At 72.0% G+C, this 16,254-nt stretch carries 15 protein-coding genes; 5 read left to right on the forward strand and 10 right to left on the reverse strand.

What is annotated here, in order from left to right; translation table 11 throughout:
• Positions 1–9 precede the first annotated feature (9 nt).
• From ACIBCJ_RS29660 to ACIBCJ_RS29670, 3 genes are all read left to right on the forward strand, one after another.
• Entirely contained in the window at positions 10–423 is a 414-nt protein-coding gene (locus ACIBCJ_RS29660; RefSeq protein ID WP_004983065.1) for a roadblock/LC7 domain-containing protein, read from the forward strand.
• A gap of 94 nt (positions 424–517) precedes the next feature.
• Positions 518–1,090, forward strand: a complete 573-nt coding sequence (locus ACIBCJ_RS29665; protein WP_362102447.1) for a DUF742 domain-containing protein — start codon at positions 518–520, stop codon at positions 1,088–1,090.
• Positions 1,071–1,652 (forward strand): ATP/GTP-binding protein, encoded by a 582-nt coding sequence (locus ACIBCJ_RS29670; protein ID WP_009314218.1) that lies wholly within the window; start codon positions 1,071–1,073, stop codon positions 1,650–1,652. Before ACIBCJ_RS29665 ends, ACIBCJ_RS29670 begins: the two co-directional genes overlap by 20 nt.
• Before the next feature lie 189 nt (positions 1,653–1,841).
• Here the strand turns inward: ACIBCJ_RS29670 and ACIBCJ_RS29675 are convergent, their stop codons facing one another.
• The 3 genes from ACIBCJ_RS29675 to ACIBCJ_RS29685 form a co-directional block, all read right to left on the reverse strand.
• A complete protein-coding gene (locus ACIBCJ_RS29675) occupies positions 1,842–2,039 on the reverse strand; it encodes an acyl-CoA carboxylase epsilon subunit (protein WP_133889511.1) in 198 nt (65 codons plus the stop codon).
• A 17-nt stretch (positions 2,040–2,056) separates the two neighbouring features.
• The gene (locus ACIBCJ_RS29680) at positions 2,057–3,640 is read right to left on the reverse strand and encodes an acyl-CoA carboxylase subunit beta (protein WP_362102452.1); all 1,584 of its coding nucleotides are present in this window, start codon (positions 3,638–3,640) and stop codon (positions 2,057–2,059) included.
• Between the two features lie 154 nt (positions 3,641–3,794).
• On the reverse strand, positions 3,795–6,125 hold the full coding sequence (locus ACIBCJ_RS29685) for a polysaccharide lyase 8 family protein (RefSeq protein WP_365981191.1): 2,331 nt from the start codon (positions 6,123–6,125) through the stop codon (positions 3,795–3,797).
• A 150-nt stretch (positions 6,126–6,275) separates the two neighbouring features.
• Between ACIBCJ_RS29685 and ACIBCJ_RS29690 the strand changes: the two genes are divergently transcribed.
• Positions 6,276–6,833 (forward strand): YceI family protein, encoded by a 558-nt coding sequence (locus ACIBCJ_RS29690; protein WP_362102455.1) that lies wholly within the window; start codon positions 6,276–6,278, stop codon positions 6,831–6,833.
• Positions 6,834–7,039: 206 nt separating this feature from the next.
• Here ACIBCJ_RS29690 and ACIBCJ_RS29695 read toward each other — a convergent pair whose 3' ends face one another.
• Positions 7,040–7,627, reverse strand: coding sequence for a helix-turn-helix domain-containing protein (locus tag ACIBCJ_RS29695; RefSeq protein WP_365981154.1), 588 nt, complete (start codon positions 7,625–7,627; stop codon positions 7,040–7,042).
• Between the two features lie 99 nt (positions 7,628–7,726).
• Here ACIBCJ_RS29695 and ACIBCJ_RS29700 point away from each other — a divergent pair, with 99 nt between their 5' ends.
• Positions 7,727–8,677: a DMT family transporter gene (locus ACIBCJ_RS29700; RefSeq protein ID WP_365981155.1), complete on the forward strand. Its 951-nt coding sequence runs from the start codon at positions 7,727–7,729 to the stop codon at positions 8,675–8,677.
• A 69-nt stretch (positions 8,678–8,746) separates the two neighbouring features.
• Here the strand turns inward: ACIBCJ_RS29700 and ACIBCJ_RS29705 are convergent, their stop codons facing one another.
• From ACIBCJ_RS29705 to ureA, 6 genes are all read right to left on the reverse strand, one after another.
• Positions 8,747–10,102 (reverse strand): hypothetical protein, encoded by a 1,356-nt coding sequence (locus ACIBCJ_RS29705; RefSeq protein ID WP_365981156.1) that lies wholly within the window; start codon positions 10,100–10,102, stop codon positions 8,747–8,749.
• A gap of 69 nt (positions 10,103–10,171) precedes the next feature.
• Positions 10,172–11,776, reverse strand: coding sequence for a citramalate synthase (gene cimA / locus ACIBCJ_RS29710; protein ID WP_362508545.1), 1,605 nt, complete (start codon positions 11,774–11,776; stop codon positions 10,172–10,174).
• 309 nt (positions 11,777–12,085) lie between these two features.
• Positions 12,086–12,688, reverse strand: a complete 603-nt coding sequence (locus ACIBCJ_RS29715) for a TetR/AcrR family transcriptional regulator (RefSeq protein ID WP_362102470.1) — start codon at positions 12,686–12,688, stop codon at positions 12,086–12,088.
• A 9-nt stretch (positions 12,689–12,697) separates the two neighbouring features.
• Entirely contained in the window at positions 12,698–13,717 is a 1,020-nt protein-coding gene (locus tag ACIBCJ_RS29720; protein WP_362508542.1) for an agmatine deiminase family protein, read from the reverse strand.
• 17 nt (positions 13,718–13,734) lie between these two features.
• Positions 13,735–15,444 (reverse strand): urease subunit alpha, encoded by a 1,710-nt coding sequence (locus ACIBCJ_RS29725; protein ID WP_362508539.1) that lies wholly within the window; start codon positions 15,442–15,444, stop codon positions 13,735–13,737.
• A complete protein-coding gene (gene ureA / locus ACIBCJ_RS29730; protein ID WP_362508536.1) occupies positions 15,441–16,139 on the reverse strand; it encodes an urease subunit gamma in 699 nt (232 codons plus the stop codon). The genes ACIBCJ_RS29725 and ureA overlap by 4 nt, the downstream gene beginning before the upstream one ends.
• Positions 16,140–16,254: the final 115 nt, after the last annotated feature.

The following is a 16,254-nucleotide window of genomic DNA, read 5'->3' on the forward strand; positions in this document are numbered from 1 at the left end:
GTGAGCCCGATGAGCCAGGCGGCGCAGAACCTGAACTGGTTGATCACCAACTTCGTGGACAACACCCCGGGGGTGTCCCACACGGTGGTGGTCTCCGCCGACGGACTCCTTCTGGCGATGTCCGAAGGGTTCCCTCGCGACCGAGCCGATCAGCTCGCGGCCGTCGCCTCCGGCCTGACCTCGCTGACCGCCGGTGCCTCGCGCATCTTCGAGGGCGGCAGCGTGAACCAGACGGTTGTGGAGATGGAGCGCGGATTCCTCTTCATCATGTCCATTTCCGACGGCTCGTCCCTCGCGGTTCTCGCACACCCCGAGGCGGACATCGGTCTCATTGGGTACGAGATGGCCCTTCTGGTGGACCGTGCCGGCACGGTCCTGACGCCCGATCTGCGGGCGGAGCTCCAAGGGAGCCTTCTCAACTAAAGGACAGACGGTGCGTTTTGGCGTCCCGTGGCCGTAAAGTTTCGGGACGCGGCTCCACAGCGATGGGTGCCAGGCACAGTCGGAGGAGGAACACGTGGCAACACCCCCAGGCGGTCCGTCATCGGGCAACTGGTCGTACGGCCCTGGACAGGGCCAAGGCGACGGCTCGGCGAACGGGTACGGCTACCCCTCCGTACCGGGTCACCGGCAGCCGTACGCGCCGCAGGGCCCCGGCCCTTCGCCGTACGACCAGCCGCAGGCTCCGCGCATCCAGCCGGTGCAGCCGCAGCGCCGCACCCCTGAGCCGGCGCCCGCCGGGGCGTCGAACAACCCCCTGGTGCGCCCGTACGCCATGACGGGTGGCCGCACCAGGCCCCGGTACCAGCTCGCCATCGAGGCACTGGTGCACACCACCGCGCAGCCGCACCAGATGCAGGGCCAGCTGCCCGAGCATCAGCGGATCTGCAACCTCTGCCGGGAGATCAAGTCGGTGGCCGAGGTCTCGGCCCTCCTGACGATCCCTCTCGGCGTGGCCAGGATCCTCGTCGCCGACTTGGCGGAGGCGGGACTGGTCGCCATCCATCAGCCCGGCGGCGACGAGAGCGCCGGCGGCCAGCCAGACGTGACACTGCTCGAAAGGGTGCTCAGTGGACTTCGCAAGCTCTAGCGGCGGTCCTTCCCGCTCCACCACTTCCGCGAAGATCGTGGTGGCGGGCGGCTTCGGCGTGGGCAAGACCACGTTCGTCGGCGCTGTCTCGGAGATCAACCCGCTGCGCACAGAGGCCGTGATGACATCCGCTTCCGCGGGTATCGACGACCTCACCCACACGGGGGACAAGACGACCACGACGGTCGCCATGGACTTCGGCCGCATCACGCTCGACCAGGACCTGATCCTGTACCTGTTCGGTACGCCGGGCCAGGACCGGTTCTGGTTCATGTGGGACGACCTGGTGCGCGGCGCCATCGGTGCGATCGTGCTGGTCGACACGAGGCGGCTCGCCGACTGCTTCCCCGCCGTCGACTACTTCGAGAACAGCGGCCTGCCGTTCGTCATCGCGCTGAACGGCTTCGACGGTCAGCAGCCGTACAACCCGGACGAGGTCCGGGAGGCGCTGCAGATCGGCCCGGACACCCCGATCATCACGACGGACGCGCGGCATCGGGCCGACGCGAAGTCGGCGCTGATCACTCTGGTGGAGCACGCGCTGATGGCCCGCCTGCGCTGAGGGCTGCGCCGCAGCCTGCGAGCAGTCGTGCCTCCCCCGGGGAGGCACCCCGTCAACGCCGGCTTGTACGACGCCCCCTGCGGCCACTGGGCTGCCGGGGGCGGTTTCGTTGTGAGTTGCCCGACCCCGTGTCATGCGCGGAAGGCCCCCCTCCTGAACCGGAGGGGGGCCTTCTGCGTGGCTGAGAGGTCAGCGCCAGCTGTGCGGGGCGCGGAAGCCGGGCTCGCGCTCCAGGCGGCGCCAGCCCGCGCGGGCCCGGCCGCCGCCGTGGGCCGGGGCGATCTCGACGGGGCGGGCGGCGGCGCGGGCCAGGAGGAGGGCCGTGATGGCGGCGACTTCCTCGGGCTCGGCGTGGCCCTTCTCGACGCGGATGTCGGGAGTGGACATGGAGGTGGCTCCTCGGGTCACTGCGGCGGGTTGCCGTGCTTGCGGGAGGGCAGGTCGGCGTGCTTGGTGTGGAGCATCGCCAGGGACTTGATCAGCACCTCGCGGGTCTCGGCGGGGTCGATGACGTCGTCGACCAGGCCGCGCTCGGCCGCGTAGTAGGGGTGCATCAGCTCGGACTTGTACTCCTTGACCATGCGCGCCCGCATGGCCTCGGGGTCCTCGGCGTCGGCGATCTGCCGGCGGAAGATGACGTTGGCGGCGCCCTCGGCACCCATGACGGCGATCTCGTTGGTCGGCCAGGCGTAGGTGAGGTCGGCGCCGATGGACTGGCTGTCCATCACGATGTAAGCACCGCCGTACGCCTTGCGCAGGATGAGCGAGATCCGCGGCACGGTCGCGTTGCAGTACGCGTACAGCAGTTTGGCGCCGTGGCGGATGATGCCGCCGTGTTCCTGGTCGACGCCGGGCAGGAAGCCGGGTACGTCCAGAAGGGTGACGATCGGGATGTTGAAGGCGTCGCACATCTGCACGAAGCGCGCGGCCTTCTCGGACGCCTCGATGTCCAGGACGCCGGCCAGGGCCTGCGGCTGGTTGGCGACGATGCCGACGACCTGTCCGTCCAGGCGGGCCAGGGCGCAGATGATGTTGCGGGCCCAGCGCTCGTGGACCTCCAGGTACTCGCCCTCGTCGACCAGTTCCTCGATGACCTTGGCCATGTCGTACGGGCGGTTGCCGTCCGCCGGGACCAGGTCGAGGAGCACGTCGCTGCGGCGGTCGGCGGGGTCCGAGGACTCGTGGCGGGGCGGGTTCTCCCGGTTGTTCTGCGGGAGGAGGGAGAGGAGGTAGCGGACCTCGGCGAGGCAGGTCTCCTCGTCGTCGTAGGCGAAGTGGCACACGCCGGAGGTCTCGGCGTGCACGTCCGCGCCGCCGAGGCCGTTCTGGGTGATCTCCTCGCCGGTGACCGCCTTGACCACGTCCGGACCCGTGATGAACATCTGCGAGGTCTCACGGACCATGAAGACGAAGTCGGTGAGGGCGGGGCTGTAGGCCGCGCCGCCGGCGCACGGGCCGAGCATCACGCTGATCTGCGGGATGACCCCGGACGCCTTGGTGTTGCGCTGGAAGATGCCGCCGTACCCGGCCAGCGCGGACACGCCCTCCTGGATACGGGCGCCGGCGCCGTCGTTCAGCGACACCAGCGGGGCACCGGCCGCGATGGCCATGTCCATGATCTTGTGGATCTTCGTGGCGTGCGCCTCGCCGAGCGCACCGCCGAAGATCCGGAAGTCGTGGGCGTAGACGAAGACCGTGCGGCCCTCGACCGTGCCCCAGCCGGTGATGACGCCGTCGGTGTACGGCTTCTTGGCCTCCAGGCCGAAACCGGTGGCACGGTGCCGCCGCAACTGCTCGACCTCGCGGAAGGAGCCCGCGTCCAGCAGCAGCTCGATGCGCTCACGCGCCGTCAGCTTGCCCTTGGCGTGCTGCGCCGCCGTCGCCTTCTCGCTCGGTCCGGCCAGCGCCTGCGCACGGATCTCGTGCAGCTCGGCCACTCGCCCGCGCGCGTCCGTCGGCTCACCCGGCGCCTCATCCAAAACGGTCATGTAGCGACTCTACGAAGCGGACCCGGGAATGCGAGCCGTCGACTCCGTACAGTCTCCGGCCCGTTTTCCTGGTAGCACCGAACAGAATCCCCACCGCATGCAGCCTTTTCGACTGCTCAGGGGGCCTCTGCCTTGTAGGGGTCGTACAAAGCCGTCAGCTGAGAGTCACCTCACATTCATACGTGGTACATACCACCCCTGGAGTGACGCGGAGGTGCAGCCGGCGGCCCGTCCGGAGGATCTCGACCGTCTCGTCGGCCCGTAGCACCGCTCCCGCCGGGTGCTCCCAGATGATCTCCAGGGGCTCCCCCGTGCGCGGCGGTTCGCTCACGCAGAGCGTAGCGGTACGGCCCCGCCGGCGGACCAGCACGCTCGCCCCGGCCGTCGCGGTGAGCGGGCCCGCGGTGCCGGCCTGCCAGAAGTTGGCTGCCGTGAACCCGAGGGAGGGCACGGCCACCGCCTGGCACCGGTCGTCGTTGGCGAGGATCTCCAGCCAGCGGCGGTCGGCGGCCCGGCGCGCGACCGTCCCCCGGGAGGCGCCCGGCATGACGGTGTAGACGTAGTCGGCGCCGTCCGGGTCCGTGCCGTGGTCGAGCCAGAGGGTCTGCCGGCGCCGGGTGCGGCGCTCGGTGGTGCTGGTGGTGTTGATGTCGGACCAGGCACCGGTGCGGTCCTCGCGCAGCGTCCGCAGGCCGCGCCCGGGCACGATCCAGCCGCCGTGGCCCTCCAGGTGGGCCCAGTCCCGGCCGCGTACGAGAGCCTGGGTGCCGCCCTCCCCCAGGTTGCGGTCGTCCACGACGGTCTCCACCGGGACGCCGTCCGCGCAGGTGATGCCGGCGCCCAGGCAGACCACCGCGTCGTGCAGGAAGAACCAGGACTTACGGGCCTCCAGGGTCGAGCCGAGACCCTTCAGGTGCTGTCCCACGGCGGCGTACTCGCCGTCGGTCGTGCCGCCCACCCAGCGCACGTCGGGCTTGGGCGCACCCCATTCGCCGCCCGCCCGGTCGGCGAGGCGCTTGGTGGAGACGGTGGTCCCGGGCAGCCGGTACCAGTCGGCGGTCGGCCAGAACCAGTCCGTGTACTGATCGGACACGGTCCCGTTCGCCCACCAGGTGAGCATCCCCGCGCCGGTGTGCCAGCCGCGCGGGTTCTCGCCGTTGCCGCACTCGTAGTGGGCGATGCGGTCGCTGGCCATGGCGAGGGCCGCCGTGAAGGCGGGGCGGCGGTGGACCGCGCGGTCCATGGCGGCGAAGAGGTGGTGCCCCGTGGGTTCGGGCGCGGCCTCGCCGGGGTCGTCGGCGATCGCGTGCAGCCGGGCCAGGTCGGCGACCGGGAACTGGGGTGCGGTGAGGAGCGGCGTGACGGTGTCGCGCGCGATCCAGCCCTTGATCCGGGCGTACCAGCGTGCGCGCTCGGCGTCGCTCGCGCCGCCCGCGAGGACCGCCATGGCGGCGATGAGCTGCTGCCCGTGGAAGTGGTCGCTGCGCATGACGTGCAGGTCGTCGCTTGCCAGGTAACCCCGGCTGATCGCGCGGCCGTTGACCACGTCCATGACCAGGCCGTCGTGGATCAGGGGCGCGTAGGCGTGCTCGACGCTGTCCAGGACGGTCTGCCGGCCCGGGTCCGTCACCTCCCACGGTGAGCCGGCCAGCAGGGTGAAGAGCCTGCCCAGCCCGTCGAGCATGACCTGGCCGTACGTCCCCGAGTAGGCGACCCAGGTGTGCTGGACGAACGAGCCGTCGGCGTAGAGCCCGTCACCCCCGGTGACGTACGGGAAGACCGGCGAGAGGGCGTCGCGGGCCAGGGCGAGCTTGGCGGGGGTCCGGCCCAGGACACCGCGCAGGGCGACGGAGCGGCACAGGTCGACGCGGTTGGCGCCGGTGGAGGTGCCGGAGTAGTCGCCGAGCATCGCGTCGGGGACGAAGTGGTCGACGGCGGCGCAGGCGGCGGCGACGCGTTCGGCTCCGAGGTGGTCGTGGAGGGCGGCCGTGATGTCCATCAGGAGGCGGGGACTGCCGATCTGCCACTCCCACCAGTTGCCGTAGGGGGTGGTGCCGGGGTGGTAGACGGTTGCCGAGAGGTGGTCGAGGCCGCGCAGGATGTCGGCGAGGAGGGCCTGGTCGCCGGTGCTACCGGTGCCCTCCTGGACGTACGCCTCGGTCATCGTCCACAGGCGGCTGTAGGCGAAGGTGATGCCGGCGGGCGGGTCGAAGGGGTGGCCGGGCCACAGGGAGGTGGGGGTGGGCGCCATGGTGGCGCGGTGGGCGCGGGCTCGTTCGCCGGTCTCGGCGAGGCGGGAGGCGTAGGGCTCGGCGGCCGGGTCGTAGCCGGTGCCGAGAGCGATGCCGAGCCAGCGCAGGCGGAGGGCGTCGTAGGGGTCGGCCGCGGCGGCCGCGGCCCGGGGCACGGCCGAGAGGGCGGCGGCGGCCGCGGTGGCGAGCAGGACCGCGCGGCGGCTGGGAGCGGTGGGGCGCTGTGGGGTCATGCTCATGCCGTCTATCACGCCCGGGACGGCGGGGGAACGGCACCGCGACACGTTCGGGCGAAGTGGTTGATGGTTTGACGGAATAGCCCTAGAGTCGTGCTCGTTGAACTGGTTGAACATTCAACATCAAGACCTTCTCCGGAGGACACCATGACCGCGACCGCCGACCTCTCCACGCTGACCGGCGACTACACCGTCGACCCCGCCCACACGACGATCGGTTTCACGGCCCGCCACGCCATGGTCACCAACGTCAAGGGCAAGTTCCTGGACTTCACCGGCACGCTGCACCTGGACGGCGCCGACCCGTCCCGCTCCACCGCGTCCCTGGACATCACCATGGACAGCATCGACACGGGCTCCCCCGACCGCGACGGGCACCTCAGGAGCGCGGACTTCTTCAACACGGGCGAACACCCGACGATGACCTTCCGCTCCACCAAGGCGGAATCCCTGGGCGGCGACGACTACCGCATCACCGGTGACCTGTCGATCCTCGGCACGACCAGGCCGCTCACCATCGACCTGGAGTTCAACGGCGCGGCCAAGGACCCGTTCGGCAACGAGCGCGTCGGCTTCGAGGGCAAGGCGGAGATCAAGCGCTCGGAGTGGGGCCTCACCTGGAACGCGGCCCTGGAGACGGGCGGCGTGCTGGTCTCCGACAAGATCAAGCTGAACTTCGACATCTCGGCGATCAGGCAGGCCTGACGCACCACACCCCCTCGGCGGCGAACCCCACCTCGGCGGCGGCCCGGACCCGGATGCGGCGTCCGGGCCGGCTCGTCATGCGGCAGACGGCGCTGCGCCGGGCGATCGAACGGTCCGCCGGGACGAGATCGCGTCCGCCTCGGCCCGCACCGCCGTTGTGTGCCCGTCGGCGATGCGGCGCGCACCCCTGGCGGTCGCCGCCCGCCTCACCCGCCCAGCAGCTCCCGCGCCCGGCCCAGTGCCTGGCCGAAGGGGTCGGGCAGGACACCCAGCCCGTACGACACCAGGGCGCCCTCGTGCAGCAGCATCAGCGCGCCCCCGAGGCGCTGCGCGCCGGCCGGGTCGAACTCTCCGGCGAGGCGGGTGAACAGGGCGAGCATCCACCGCTTCTGCCCCGTGATGACCGGGTACGCCGGGTGGGCCGGGTCGCTGATCTCCGCGTGCGCGTTGATCATGCCGCACCCCCTGCGCCCGTGGACCTCCGCCCATACGCGCGAGGCCTCGAACACCTCCAGGATCCGGGCGGCCGGCCCCTGCTCCGCGACCGCGCCGAGCCGGTCCGCGAGCAACGCGCGCCAGCGCTCGTCGCGTCCGGCCAGGTACTCCACGACGATCTGCTCCTTGGAGCCGAACCGGTCGTACAGCGTCTTCTTGGTCACCCCCGCCTCGGCGGCGACGAGGTCGACGCCCACGGCGTGGATGCCGTGCGCGTAGAACAGCCGCTCGGCGGCCTCCAGCACCCGCCGGGCGCCGGGCGTCATCCGGACGCGGTGCGGTGTCTCTTCTGGACCCATGCCAGCAAGTATACCGGTCTGTATAGTGGGCACTCCGCACAAGTAAACCGATCTGTCTACTGCGGATTGCGGACTACGGACTTCCTGGATGTGGTCGACATGAACGCCTTGCTCTCGGTCGCCTTCGTTCTGTGCTGGAGCTCCGGCTTCATCGGCGCCAAGCTGGGCGCGGGGACCGCCGACGCGAGCACGCTGCTGATGTGGCGCTTCCTGCCGCTCGCCGTGCTCCTGGCGGCCGCCGCCGCCTTCTCCCGGTCGGCGTGGCGCGGCCTGACGCCCCGGGCCGCCGGCCGGCAGGTCGCCGTCGGAGCGCTGTCGCAGAGCGGCTACCTGCTCAGCGTCTACTACGCCATCCAGCTCGGCGTCTCCAGTGGCACCACCGCCCTGATCGACGGCGTCCAGCCCCTCGTGGCCGGCGCGCTCGCCGGGCCGCTGCTGCGGCAGTACGTCTCGCGCCGGCAGTGGCTGGGGCTCTGGCTGGGACTGGCCGGCGTCGCCACGGTCACCTTGGCCGACGCCGGGGCGGCGGGGGCGGACGTGCCCTGGTGGGCGTACTTCGTGCCCTTCTTCGGCATGCTGTCGCTGGTGGCGGCCACCTTCCTGGAGGGCCGCTCACGCGCGCCGGTGCCGCCCCGGGTGTCGCTGACGATCCACTGTGCGACCAGCGCGGTCCTCTTCTCGGCCCTGGCCGCCGGTACCGGGACCGCGGCGCCGCCCGCCGACTCCTCGTTCTGGCTGGCGACCGCCTGGCTGGTGGTGCTGCCCACCTTCGGCGGCTACGGGCTCTACTGGCTGATCCTGCGCCGCTCCGGCATCACCGAGGTCAACACCCTCATGTTCCTCATGGCGCCGGTCACGGCCGTGTGGGGCGCCCTGATGTTCGGCGAGCCCTTCGGTCCCCAGACCGCCGTCGGCCTCGCCGTGTGCCTCGTCGCCGTGGTCGTCGTCCGGCGCCGGGACGGAGCGGATCGGACACGGCGGTGGCACGCGCGCTCCGGCCTCCGGCATCGACCTCAGGCTGCCGCGAGGCCGACGGAGGTCAGGCGCTGACGCCCGACGCCGGCACGCCGCGGGCAAGCCGCCGCGAGCACGCCCGCCGCGAGCCCGGGGGCCAGGGCGTCAGAAGCCGCCGCCGAAGTCACCGCCGCCCCCGCCGAACCCGCCTCCACCGCCGAAGTCACCGCCGCCGAAGCCGCCGCCGAAGTCGCCGGGGTCGAAGTCGCCGCCCGAGACGTCACCGCCCTCGTAGCCGCCGAAGTCGCCGTACCCGGTGCCGTAGCCCGCTCCGTAGGCGGGGCCCGCCATCAAGCCGCCCAGCATGGTGCCGACCAGCAGGCCGGGCAGGATGCCGCCGCCGAAGTAGCCGCCCGCCCAGGGGCCGTAGGCGGGGCCCGCGTCCCAGTAGGGGCGGCGGCCGTACTCGGTGTCCACCTCGCGGATCATCGGGTCCCGTCCGTCGGCCAGCCGGGCCCGGTCGGCCGCGCAGACCGGGACCTCACGGGTGACGCCGCCCGGCGGGGTCCAGGTGGCGTCGGCGACCGACGGGCCGTGGCGCGGGTCGAAGAAGCAGGGTGGCCGGCGTTCGGGCAGCGCCCTGCCCTCGCGGCGGGCGGCGAGCCGGGTGAGCGAGAAGCGGCCGTCCTCCACCGCCTGGGTGACGGCCCGCACGTCCTCCGGTCTGCGGGCGTTCGCCATGTACGTCTTGGCCTGCTCGTAGGCGTCGAGGGCACGTTCGTAGTCGGCCCGCATCGCGTCGTCGGCACCGGGTTCCGCCGGGTGGAAGTCCAGGCGGTCCAGCTCTTCGCCGAACGCCGTGATGTCCTCGTCGACCACCACCCTCAGCCGCTCCAGTGCCTCCCGCTGTTCCGCCTCGCGGCGGTGCCGGTTGCGCCGGGAGAGCGCGTAGACGCCCGCGCCGCCGACGACCACCACCGCACCGGCGGTGATCAGGGCGCCGGTGGGCGCGGAGGCACCGCCGGAGTCCCAGGACGAGGGGGCGGAGCCGCGCACGCTGCGCAGCGCGTCGTCGACGAAGTCGTTGAGCTGGGCCTTGGGATCGCCCGCGCCCTGGACCGCGGTGACCAGGTTCTGCACGCCCTGGCGGCTCAGCACGCTGCTGTCGGCGCGGGCGTCGAAGCGGTCGCCCAGGCGGACGCCGTACAGACCGGTGATGCCGGTCTCGGTGCGGAGGTTCTGGAAGAGGTTCCCGGTCGGGTAGCCCTCCGGGAGGACCGCGACGAAGACGGGTTCGCCCGCGTCCTCGATCTTGTCGGCGAGCGCGTCCGCGTCCGACCGCGACAGCAGGTCGGTGGCGGCCGGGTCCACGTACACGGGACTCTCGCGCAGGGCCGCGCCGATCTCGGAGACGTCGGTCTGCGCCTGTGCGCCCGGCGCACCGGTCATCAGCAGCGCGAGCGCGGCGACGACCGGCGCGATCAGGAGGCGTATGAGGACTTGCGGTCGAACGTCCTTCATACGTGTGGCGTACCCGAATGGGCATCGATCAGACATAAAGCGCAGAGATATCGAAAGGGCCGCGGCCGCTCACTCGGCCGGGGTGACCCCCGCCCGCAGCAGCCCGTACGTGTAGGCGTCCTCCAGGGCCTGCCACGAGGCGGCGATGACGTTCTCCGCGACGCCCACCGTGGCCCACTCCCCCGTGCCGTCCGACGTGGAGATGAGGACCCTGGTCGTGGACTGGGTGCCGTGCACGCCCTCCAGGATGCGGACCTTGTAGTCGACCAGGTCGAGCTTGGCCAGCTCCGGGTAGATCTTCTCCAGGGCGACGCGCAGGGACCGGTCCAGGGCGTTGACCGGGCCGTTGCCCTCGGCGGTGGCGACGATGCGCTCGCCCTTGGCCCAGAGCTTGACCGTGGCCTCGTTGGCGTGGCTGCCGTCGGGGCGGTCCTCGGTGATCGCGCGCCAGGACTCGACCTCGAAGTACTTCAGCGGCCTGCCCTCGGCCTCGGCGCGCAGCAGCAGCTCGAAGCTGGCGTCGGCGGCCTCGTAGGTGTAGCCCGCCAGCTCGCGCTCCTTGACCCGCTCCACGACCCGGCCGACCAGCTCCCGGTCACCGCCGAGGTCGATGCCGAGTTCCTTGCCCTTCAGCTCGATGGAGGCCCGCCCGGCCATGTCGGAGACCAGCATCCGCATGGTGTTGCCGACCAGTTCGGGGTCGATGTGCTGGTAGAGGTCCGGGTCGACCTTGATCGCGGAGGCGTGCAGGCCGGCCTTGTGGGCGAAGGCGGAGACGCCGACGTAGGGCTGGTGGGTGGAGGGGGTGAGGTTGACGACCTCGGCGACGGCGTGCGAGATGCGGGTCATCTCCCGCAGCCGGCCCTCGGGCAGGACCCGCTTGCCGTACTTCAGCTCCAGCGCGGCCACGACCGGGAACAGGTTGGCGTTGCCCACCCGCTCGCCGTAGCCGTTGGCCGTGCACTGGACGTGGGTCGCGCCCGCGTCCACGGCGGCGAGGGTGTTGGCGACCGCGCAGCCGGTGTCGTCCTGGGCGTGGATGCCGAGCCGGGCGCCGGTGTCGGCGAGCACCGTGGCGACCACGGCCTGCACCTGCGCCGGGAGCATGCCGCCGTTGGTGTCGCACAGGATGACGACGTCGGCGCCGGCCTCGGAGGCGGTGCGCACGACGGACTTCGCGTACTCGGGATTGGCGCGGTAGCCGTCGAAGAAGTGCTCGCAGTCGACGAAGACCCGGCGGCCCTGCGCCTTGAGGTGGGAGACCGTGTCGGCGACCATCGCGAGGTTCTCGTCCAGCGTGGTGCGCAGCGCCAGCTCGACGTGCCGGTCGTGCGACTTGGCGACCAGGGTGATCACCTCGGCGCCGGACTCGAGCAGCGCCTTGACCTGGTGGTCCTCGGCGGCGGTCGCGCCGGCGCGGCGGGTGGAGCCGAAGGCGACCAGCTGGGCGTGGCGGAAGTCGATCTCCTGCCGGGCGCGGGCGAAGAACTCGGTGTCCCGCGGGTTGGCGCCGGGCCAGCCGCCCTCGATGAAGCCCACACCGAAGTCGTCCAGGTGCCGTGCGATGGCCAGCTTGTCCGCGACCGTGAGGTTGATGCCCTCGCGCTGCGCGCCGTCGCGCAGGGTGGTGTCGAAGACGTGGAACGAATCGTCGAGTTCGCTGGTTGCGGTCATGATCTGAAGGCTCCTGTTGGGGATCTCGGTCTACCGGAATGACCGGTTCCACCGTCCGTCTATGATCCCTCGCGCTCTCTTCCCGGCTCGGGGTGGGTCCAGGAAAACGAAAAACCCCTCGCGGGTGCGAGAGGTCTGCGCGCGGGTCGAGGACGACGGTGTCCACCCGTACCTGGTCGTACGTGGTGGTCACTGCGGACCGGCGCGCCTGCTGCCAATAATCATGGCGAACGAGAGCACGGGGGAAGTCTGGCACATCCCTCCCGCCGTCCACAGCCCGTCTCAGGATGCGGGCGACGGGCGTCCGGATCAGGACGGCGCGAGGAGTCCGTCGGCGAGGAACTCCCGTACGTGGCCGAGCACCTGCTCGCGGTCCGTGCCGCGCAGGCCGATCGCCACGTGGATGGCGAAGCCGTCGAGGAGGGCCCGCAGCCGGGACGCGAAGCGGTCGGGGTCCACGGGACGGAACTCGCCGCGGGAGATGCCCTCGGCCAGCAGGGCGACCAGGTCGCGGTGCCAGGCCCCCTCGATGGCCGCCTGCCGGTCGCGGGCCGCCTCCGGGGCGTTCTGCGACCGGTTCCAGACCTCCAGCCACAGCGTCCAGTGCGGGTCGCGGTGGCCGTCGGGGACGTACAGCTCGACGTAGGCGCCGAGGCGGGCCGCGGCGGTGCCGGGCCGGGTGAGCAGCCGGCCGCGCTCGGCGCCGAGGCGGCCCTCGCTCCACTCCAGGGTGCGCAGCAGCAGCTCGTCCTTGGAGCCGAAGTAGTACAGGAGGTGGCCGCTGCTCATGCCGACCTCGCGGCCGAGCGCCGCCATGGTGAGCTTCTCCAGGCCGCGCTCGGCGATCATCTCCATGGCGGCGGCCAGCACGTCCTCCCGCGGCGGGGCCTGCCTGCGCCCACCACCGGCCATCTGCTGCTCCTACGTCCTCGGCTGCTGCTGCGTGATGCAGTGGATGCCCCCGCCACCCGCGAAGATCGTACGCGCGTCCACCAGGGTCACCGTGCGGCCCGGGTGGAGGCGGCGGAAGATGCCCGCCGCGAGTTCGTCGTTCGGGTCGCCGAAGGCGCACAGGACGACGCCGTTGTTGCACAGGTAGTGGTTGATGTACGAGTAGTCGACCCAGTCGCCCTCCTCGTCCTTGAGGACCGTCGGGGCGGGCACCTCGACGACCTCCAGGCGGCGGCCCCTGGCGTCGGTCTCGCCGCGCAGGATCTCCAGGTACGTGCGGGAGCGGGCGTGGTCGGGGTGGCGCGGGTCGCGCTGGCTGTGCACGACGACGGTGCCCGGCCGGGCGAACGCCGCGACGATGTCGACGTGGCCCTGGGTGCCGTACCTGCCGTAGTCGCCGCTCAGGCCGTGCGGGAGCCAGATCGCCTTGGTGGTGCCGAGCTTGGCGTGGATCTCCGCCTCGACCTGCTCGCGGGTCCAGCCGGGGTTGCGGCCGGAGCCGAGCTGGACGGTGTCGGTCAGCAGGACCGTGCCCTCGCCGTCGACGTGGATCGCGCCGCCCTCGTTGACGAGCGTGCTGCTCAGTACGGAGGCGGTGGCGAGGTCGGCGACGTGGCGGGCGATCTTGGAGTCGTGCTCCCAGCGGGCCCAGTCCTGGGCGCCCCAGCCGTTGAACACCCAGTCCACGGCGGCGAGCCCGCCCCGCCCGTCCGTCACGAAGGTCGGACCGATGTCCCGCATCCAGGCGTCGTCCAGCTCGCGCTCCACCAGCTCGACGTCCGGGCCGAGCAGTTCGCGCGCGCTGTCGCCCTGGCCGGGCCCGTGCACCATCGTCACCGGTTCGAAGCGGCGCACCGCGCGGGCGACGGACGCCCAGGCCGCACGGGCCCCGGCCAGCTCCTCGTCGTCGGTGAACGTCGCGTTGGGGCCGGGCCAGGCCATCCAGGTGCGTTCGTGCGGGGCCCACTCGGGGGGCATGCGGAAGGTCATGGAGGCGTCCCAGGGGGTCAGAGGAAGTAGAGGCGGTTGAGGGAGACCGACTCGGCGGGGTCGGAGCGCAGCGGGTCGCCGTCGAGAGTGACCAGACCGGTGCGCTGGTCGACGTCGACCGCGCCGGTGCGGGAGTTCAGCCGCAGGTCGGCCGGGCCGATGCCGCGGGTGCCGCGCACGGCGACCCGGCGGCGGCGGGTGGGCATGGTGTCGCCGCCCTGGTCGAGGGCGGCCTGCGCGACGAAGGCCACCGATATCTCGGCGGGCGTGGCGCCGTGCGCGCCGAACTGGGGGCCGAGGACGAGGGGTTCGCAGGTGTCGGTGGCCGCGTTCGGGTCGCCGACCACGCCGTACGCCGGGAAGCCCGACTTGAGGACGAGCTGCGGCTTGGCGCCGAAGTGGTCCGGGCGCCACAGCACGATGTCGGCGAGCTTGCCGACCTCGATGGAGCCGACCTCGTGGGCGAGACCGTGGGCGATGGCGGGGTTGATGGTCAGCTTCGCCATGTAGCGCAGGACGCGGTCGTTGTCGTCGTCCCCGTCCGCGCCGAACTGCGCCTTCATCTTGCCGGCCATGGCGAAGGTGCGGCGGACGGTCTCCCCGGCGCGGCCCATGCCCTGCGCGTCGGAGGAGGTGATGCCGATGGCGCCCAGGTCGTGCAGCACGTCCTCGGCGCCCATGGTCCCGGAGCGGATGCGGTCGCGGGCCATGGCGGCGTCGCCCGGCAGGTCGGTCTTGAGGTCGTGGACGGAGACGATCATGCCGTAGTGCTCGGCGACCGCGTCCCGGCCGAAGGGCAGCGTGGGGTTGGTGGAGGAGCCGATGACGTTGGGGACGCCGGCCATCTTCAGCACGTTGGGGACGTGTCCGCCGCCGCAGCCCTCGATGTGGAAGGCGTGGATGGTGCGGCCCTCCAGGACGCGGAGGGTGTCCTCCACCGAGAGGCACTCGTTCAGGCCGTCGCTGTGCAGGGCGACCTGGACGTCGTGCTCCTCGGCGACGCGCAGCGCGGTGTCCAGGGCGCGGGTGTGGGCGCCCATGTCCTCGTGCACCTTGAACCCGGACGCCCCGCCCTCGGCCAGCGCCTCGATCAGCGGGGCCTCGTGGGACGAGGAGCCCCGGCCCAGGAAGCCGATGTTGACCGGCCAGGCGTCGAAGGCACCGAAGGCGTGCTTCAGCGCCCAGGGGGAGTTGACGCCGACGCCCCAGACCGGGCCGAACTCCTGCCCGATGACCGTCGTCACGCCGGAGGCCAGCGACGCCTCCATGATGCGCGGGGAGAGCAGGTGGACGTGGGTGTCCACGGCTCCGGCGGTGGCGATGAGCCCCTCGCCGGACACGATCGAGGTGCCGGTGCCGACCACGACGTCGACACCGTCGAGGGTGTCGGGGTTCCCGGCCCGGCCGATGGCGTGGATGCGCCCCTCGCGGATGCCGATCGACACCTTGCGGATGCCCTGCACCGCGTCGATGACGACGACGTTGCTGATGACGACGTCGCAGGTCTCGCGGACGGCGGCGGCCTTGAGGTGCAGTCCGTCGCGGGCGGTCTTGCCGAACCCGGCGAGGAACTCGTCGCCGTGGCGCTGCGCGTCGGACTCGACGCGGATCACCAGCCCGGAGTCGCCGAGGCGGAGCCGGTCCCCGGCGCGGGGGCCGTGGGTGGCGGCGTACTCGTACGGGCTGAGGCGGCGGGCCTCGGCGGGGTGCCCTCCGGGGCGGCTCATCGCTCTGTCTCCTCTCCGGTGACTCCGAGGTATCCGCAGGCGAAGGCCCGGCGCAGTGCCTCCTGTTTCGCGCCCGGCGCGTCCAGTGGTCCGTCCACCAGCCCCGCGAACCCGATGGCGACGCGCGCACCGCCGATCGGCACGAGACCCACCTCGGCGTGTTCGCCGGGGCCGAAGCGGACCGAGGACCCGGCCGGGACGGCGAGGCGCATGCCGTAGGCCCGCTCGCGGTCGAAGTCCAGCCGCGGGTTGGTCTCGAAGAAGTGGAAGTGCGAGGTCACGGAGACGGGCACGGTCGCGGTGTTGACGACCGGGAGCCGCAGCGCCGCCTCGGGCTCGGCGTGGTCCTCCCCCGGCAGCAGGACACCGGGGGCGTCGGCGCCGAGGCCGCCGCCCCCGACGGGGTCGGAGACGACGGCCAGCCGCGAGCCGTCGTCGAAGACGGCCTCCACGTGCACCTCGGTGACCACGTCCGCGACGCCGGGCAGGACGTCGTCCGGGCCGAGCACGGACCGGGCGCGCTCGATGGCTTCGGCGAGCCGCGCTCCGTCGCGGGCCGCCTCGCACACGGTGTCCGCGATCAGCGCGGTCGCCTCCGGCACGTTCAGCCGCAGCCCGCGGGCCCGGCGGGCCCGGGCCAGCTCGGCCGCCCCGAAGAGCAGCAGCCGGTCACGTTCCGTGGGGGTCAGTCTCACGACGCGGCACCTCCTTGCCTTCCCAGAATTAGAGCACCACTCTAAGCGTGAACCTCACACTAATCACGGAGTACGTGCAAGAGAACCGTTGACGAGCAGCCGGGACAACCGTCAC

Source organism: Streptomyces sp. NPDC051136 (assembly GCF_044455745.1).
Classification (GTDB): Bacteria; Actinomycetota; Actinomycetes; order Streptomycetales; family Streptomycetaceae; genus Streptomyces.

Coding starts and splice junctions, on each gene's coding strand:
- ACIBCJ_RS29660 (WP_004983065.1), top strand. CDS start 10: ATGAGCCAGGCGGCGCAGAACCTGAACTGGTTGATCACCAACTTCGTG.
- ACIBCJ_RS29675 (WP_133889511.1), bottom strand. CDS start 2,039: ATGTCCACTCCCGACATCCGCGTCGAGAAGGGCCACGCCGAGCCCGAG.
- ACIBCJ_RS29680 (WP_362102452.1), bottom strand. CDS start 3,640: ATGACCGTTTTGGATGAGGCGCCGGGTGAGCCGACGGACGCGCGCGGG.
- ACIBCJ_RS29685 (WP_365981191.1), bottom strand. CDS start 6,125: ATGACCCCACAGCGCCCCACCGCTCCCAGCCGCCGCGCGGTCCTGCTC.
- ACIBCJ_RS29690 (WP_362102455.1), top strand. CDS start 6,276: ATGACCGCGACCGCCGACCTCTCCACGCTGACCGGCGACTACACCGTC.
- ACIBCJ_RS29695 (WP_365981154.1), bottom strand. CDS start 7,627: ATGGGTCCAGAAGAGACACCGCACCGCGTCCGGATGACGCCCGGCGCC.
- ACIBCJ_RS29700 (WP_365981155.1), top strand. CDS start 7,727: ATGAACGCCTTGCTCTCGGTCGCCTTCGTTCTGTGCTGGAGCTCCGGC.
- ACIBCJ_RS29705 (WP_365981156.1), bottom strand. CDS start 10,102: ATGAAGGACGTTCGACCGCAAGTCCTCATACGCCTCCTGATCGCGCCG.
- cimA (WP_362508545.1), bottom strand. CDS start 11,776: ATGACCGCAACCAGCGAACTCGACGATTCGTTCCACGTCTTCGACACC.
- ACIBCJ_RS29715 (WP_362102470.1), bottom strand. CDS start 12,688: ATGGCCGGTGGTGGGCGCAGGCAGGCCCCGCCGCGGGAGGACGTGCTG.
- ACIBCJ_RS29720 (WP_362508542.1), bottom strand. CDS start 13,717: ATGACCTTCCGCATGCCCCCCGAGTGGGCCCCGCACGAACGCACCTGG.
- ACIBCJ_RS29725 (WP_362508539.1), bottom strand. CDS start 15,444: ATGAGCCGCCCCGGAGGGCACCCCGCCGAGGCCCGCCGCCTCAGCCCG.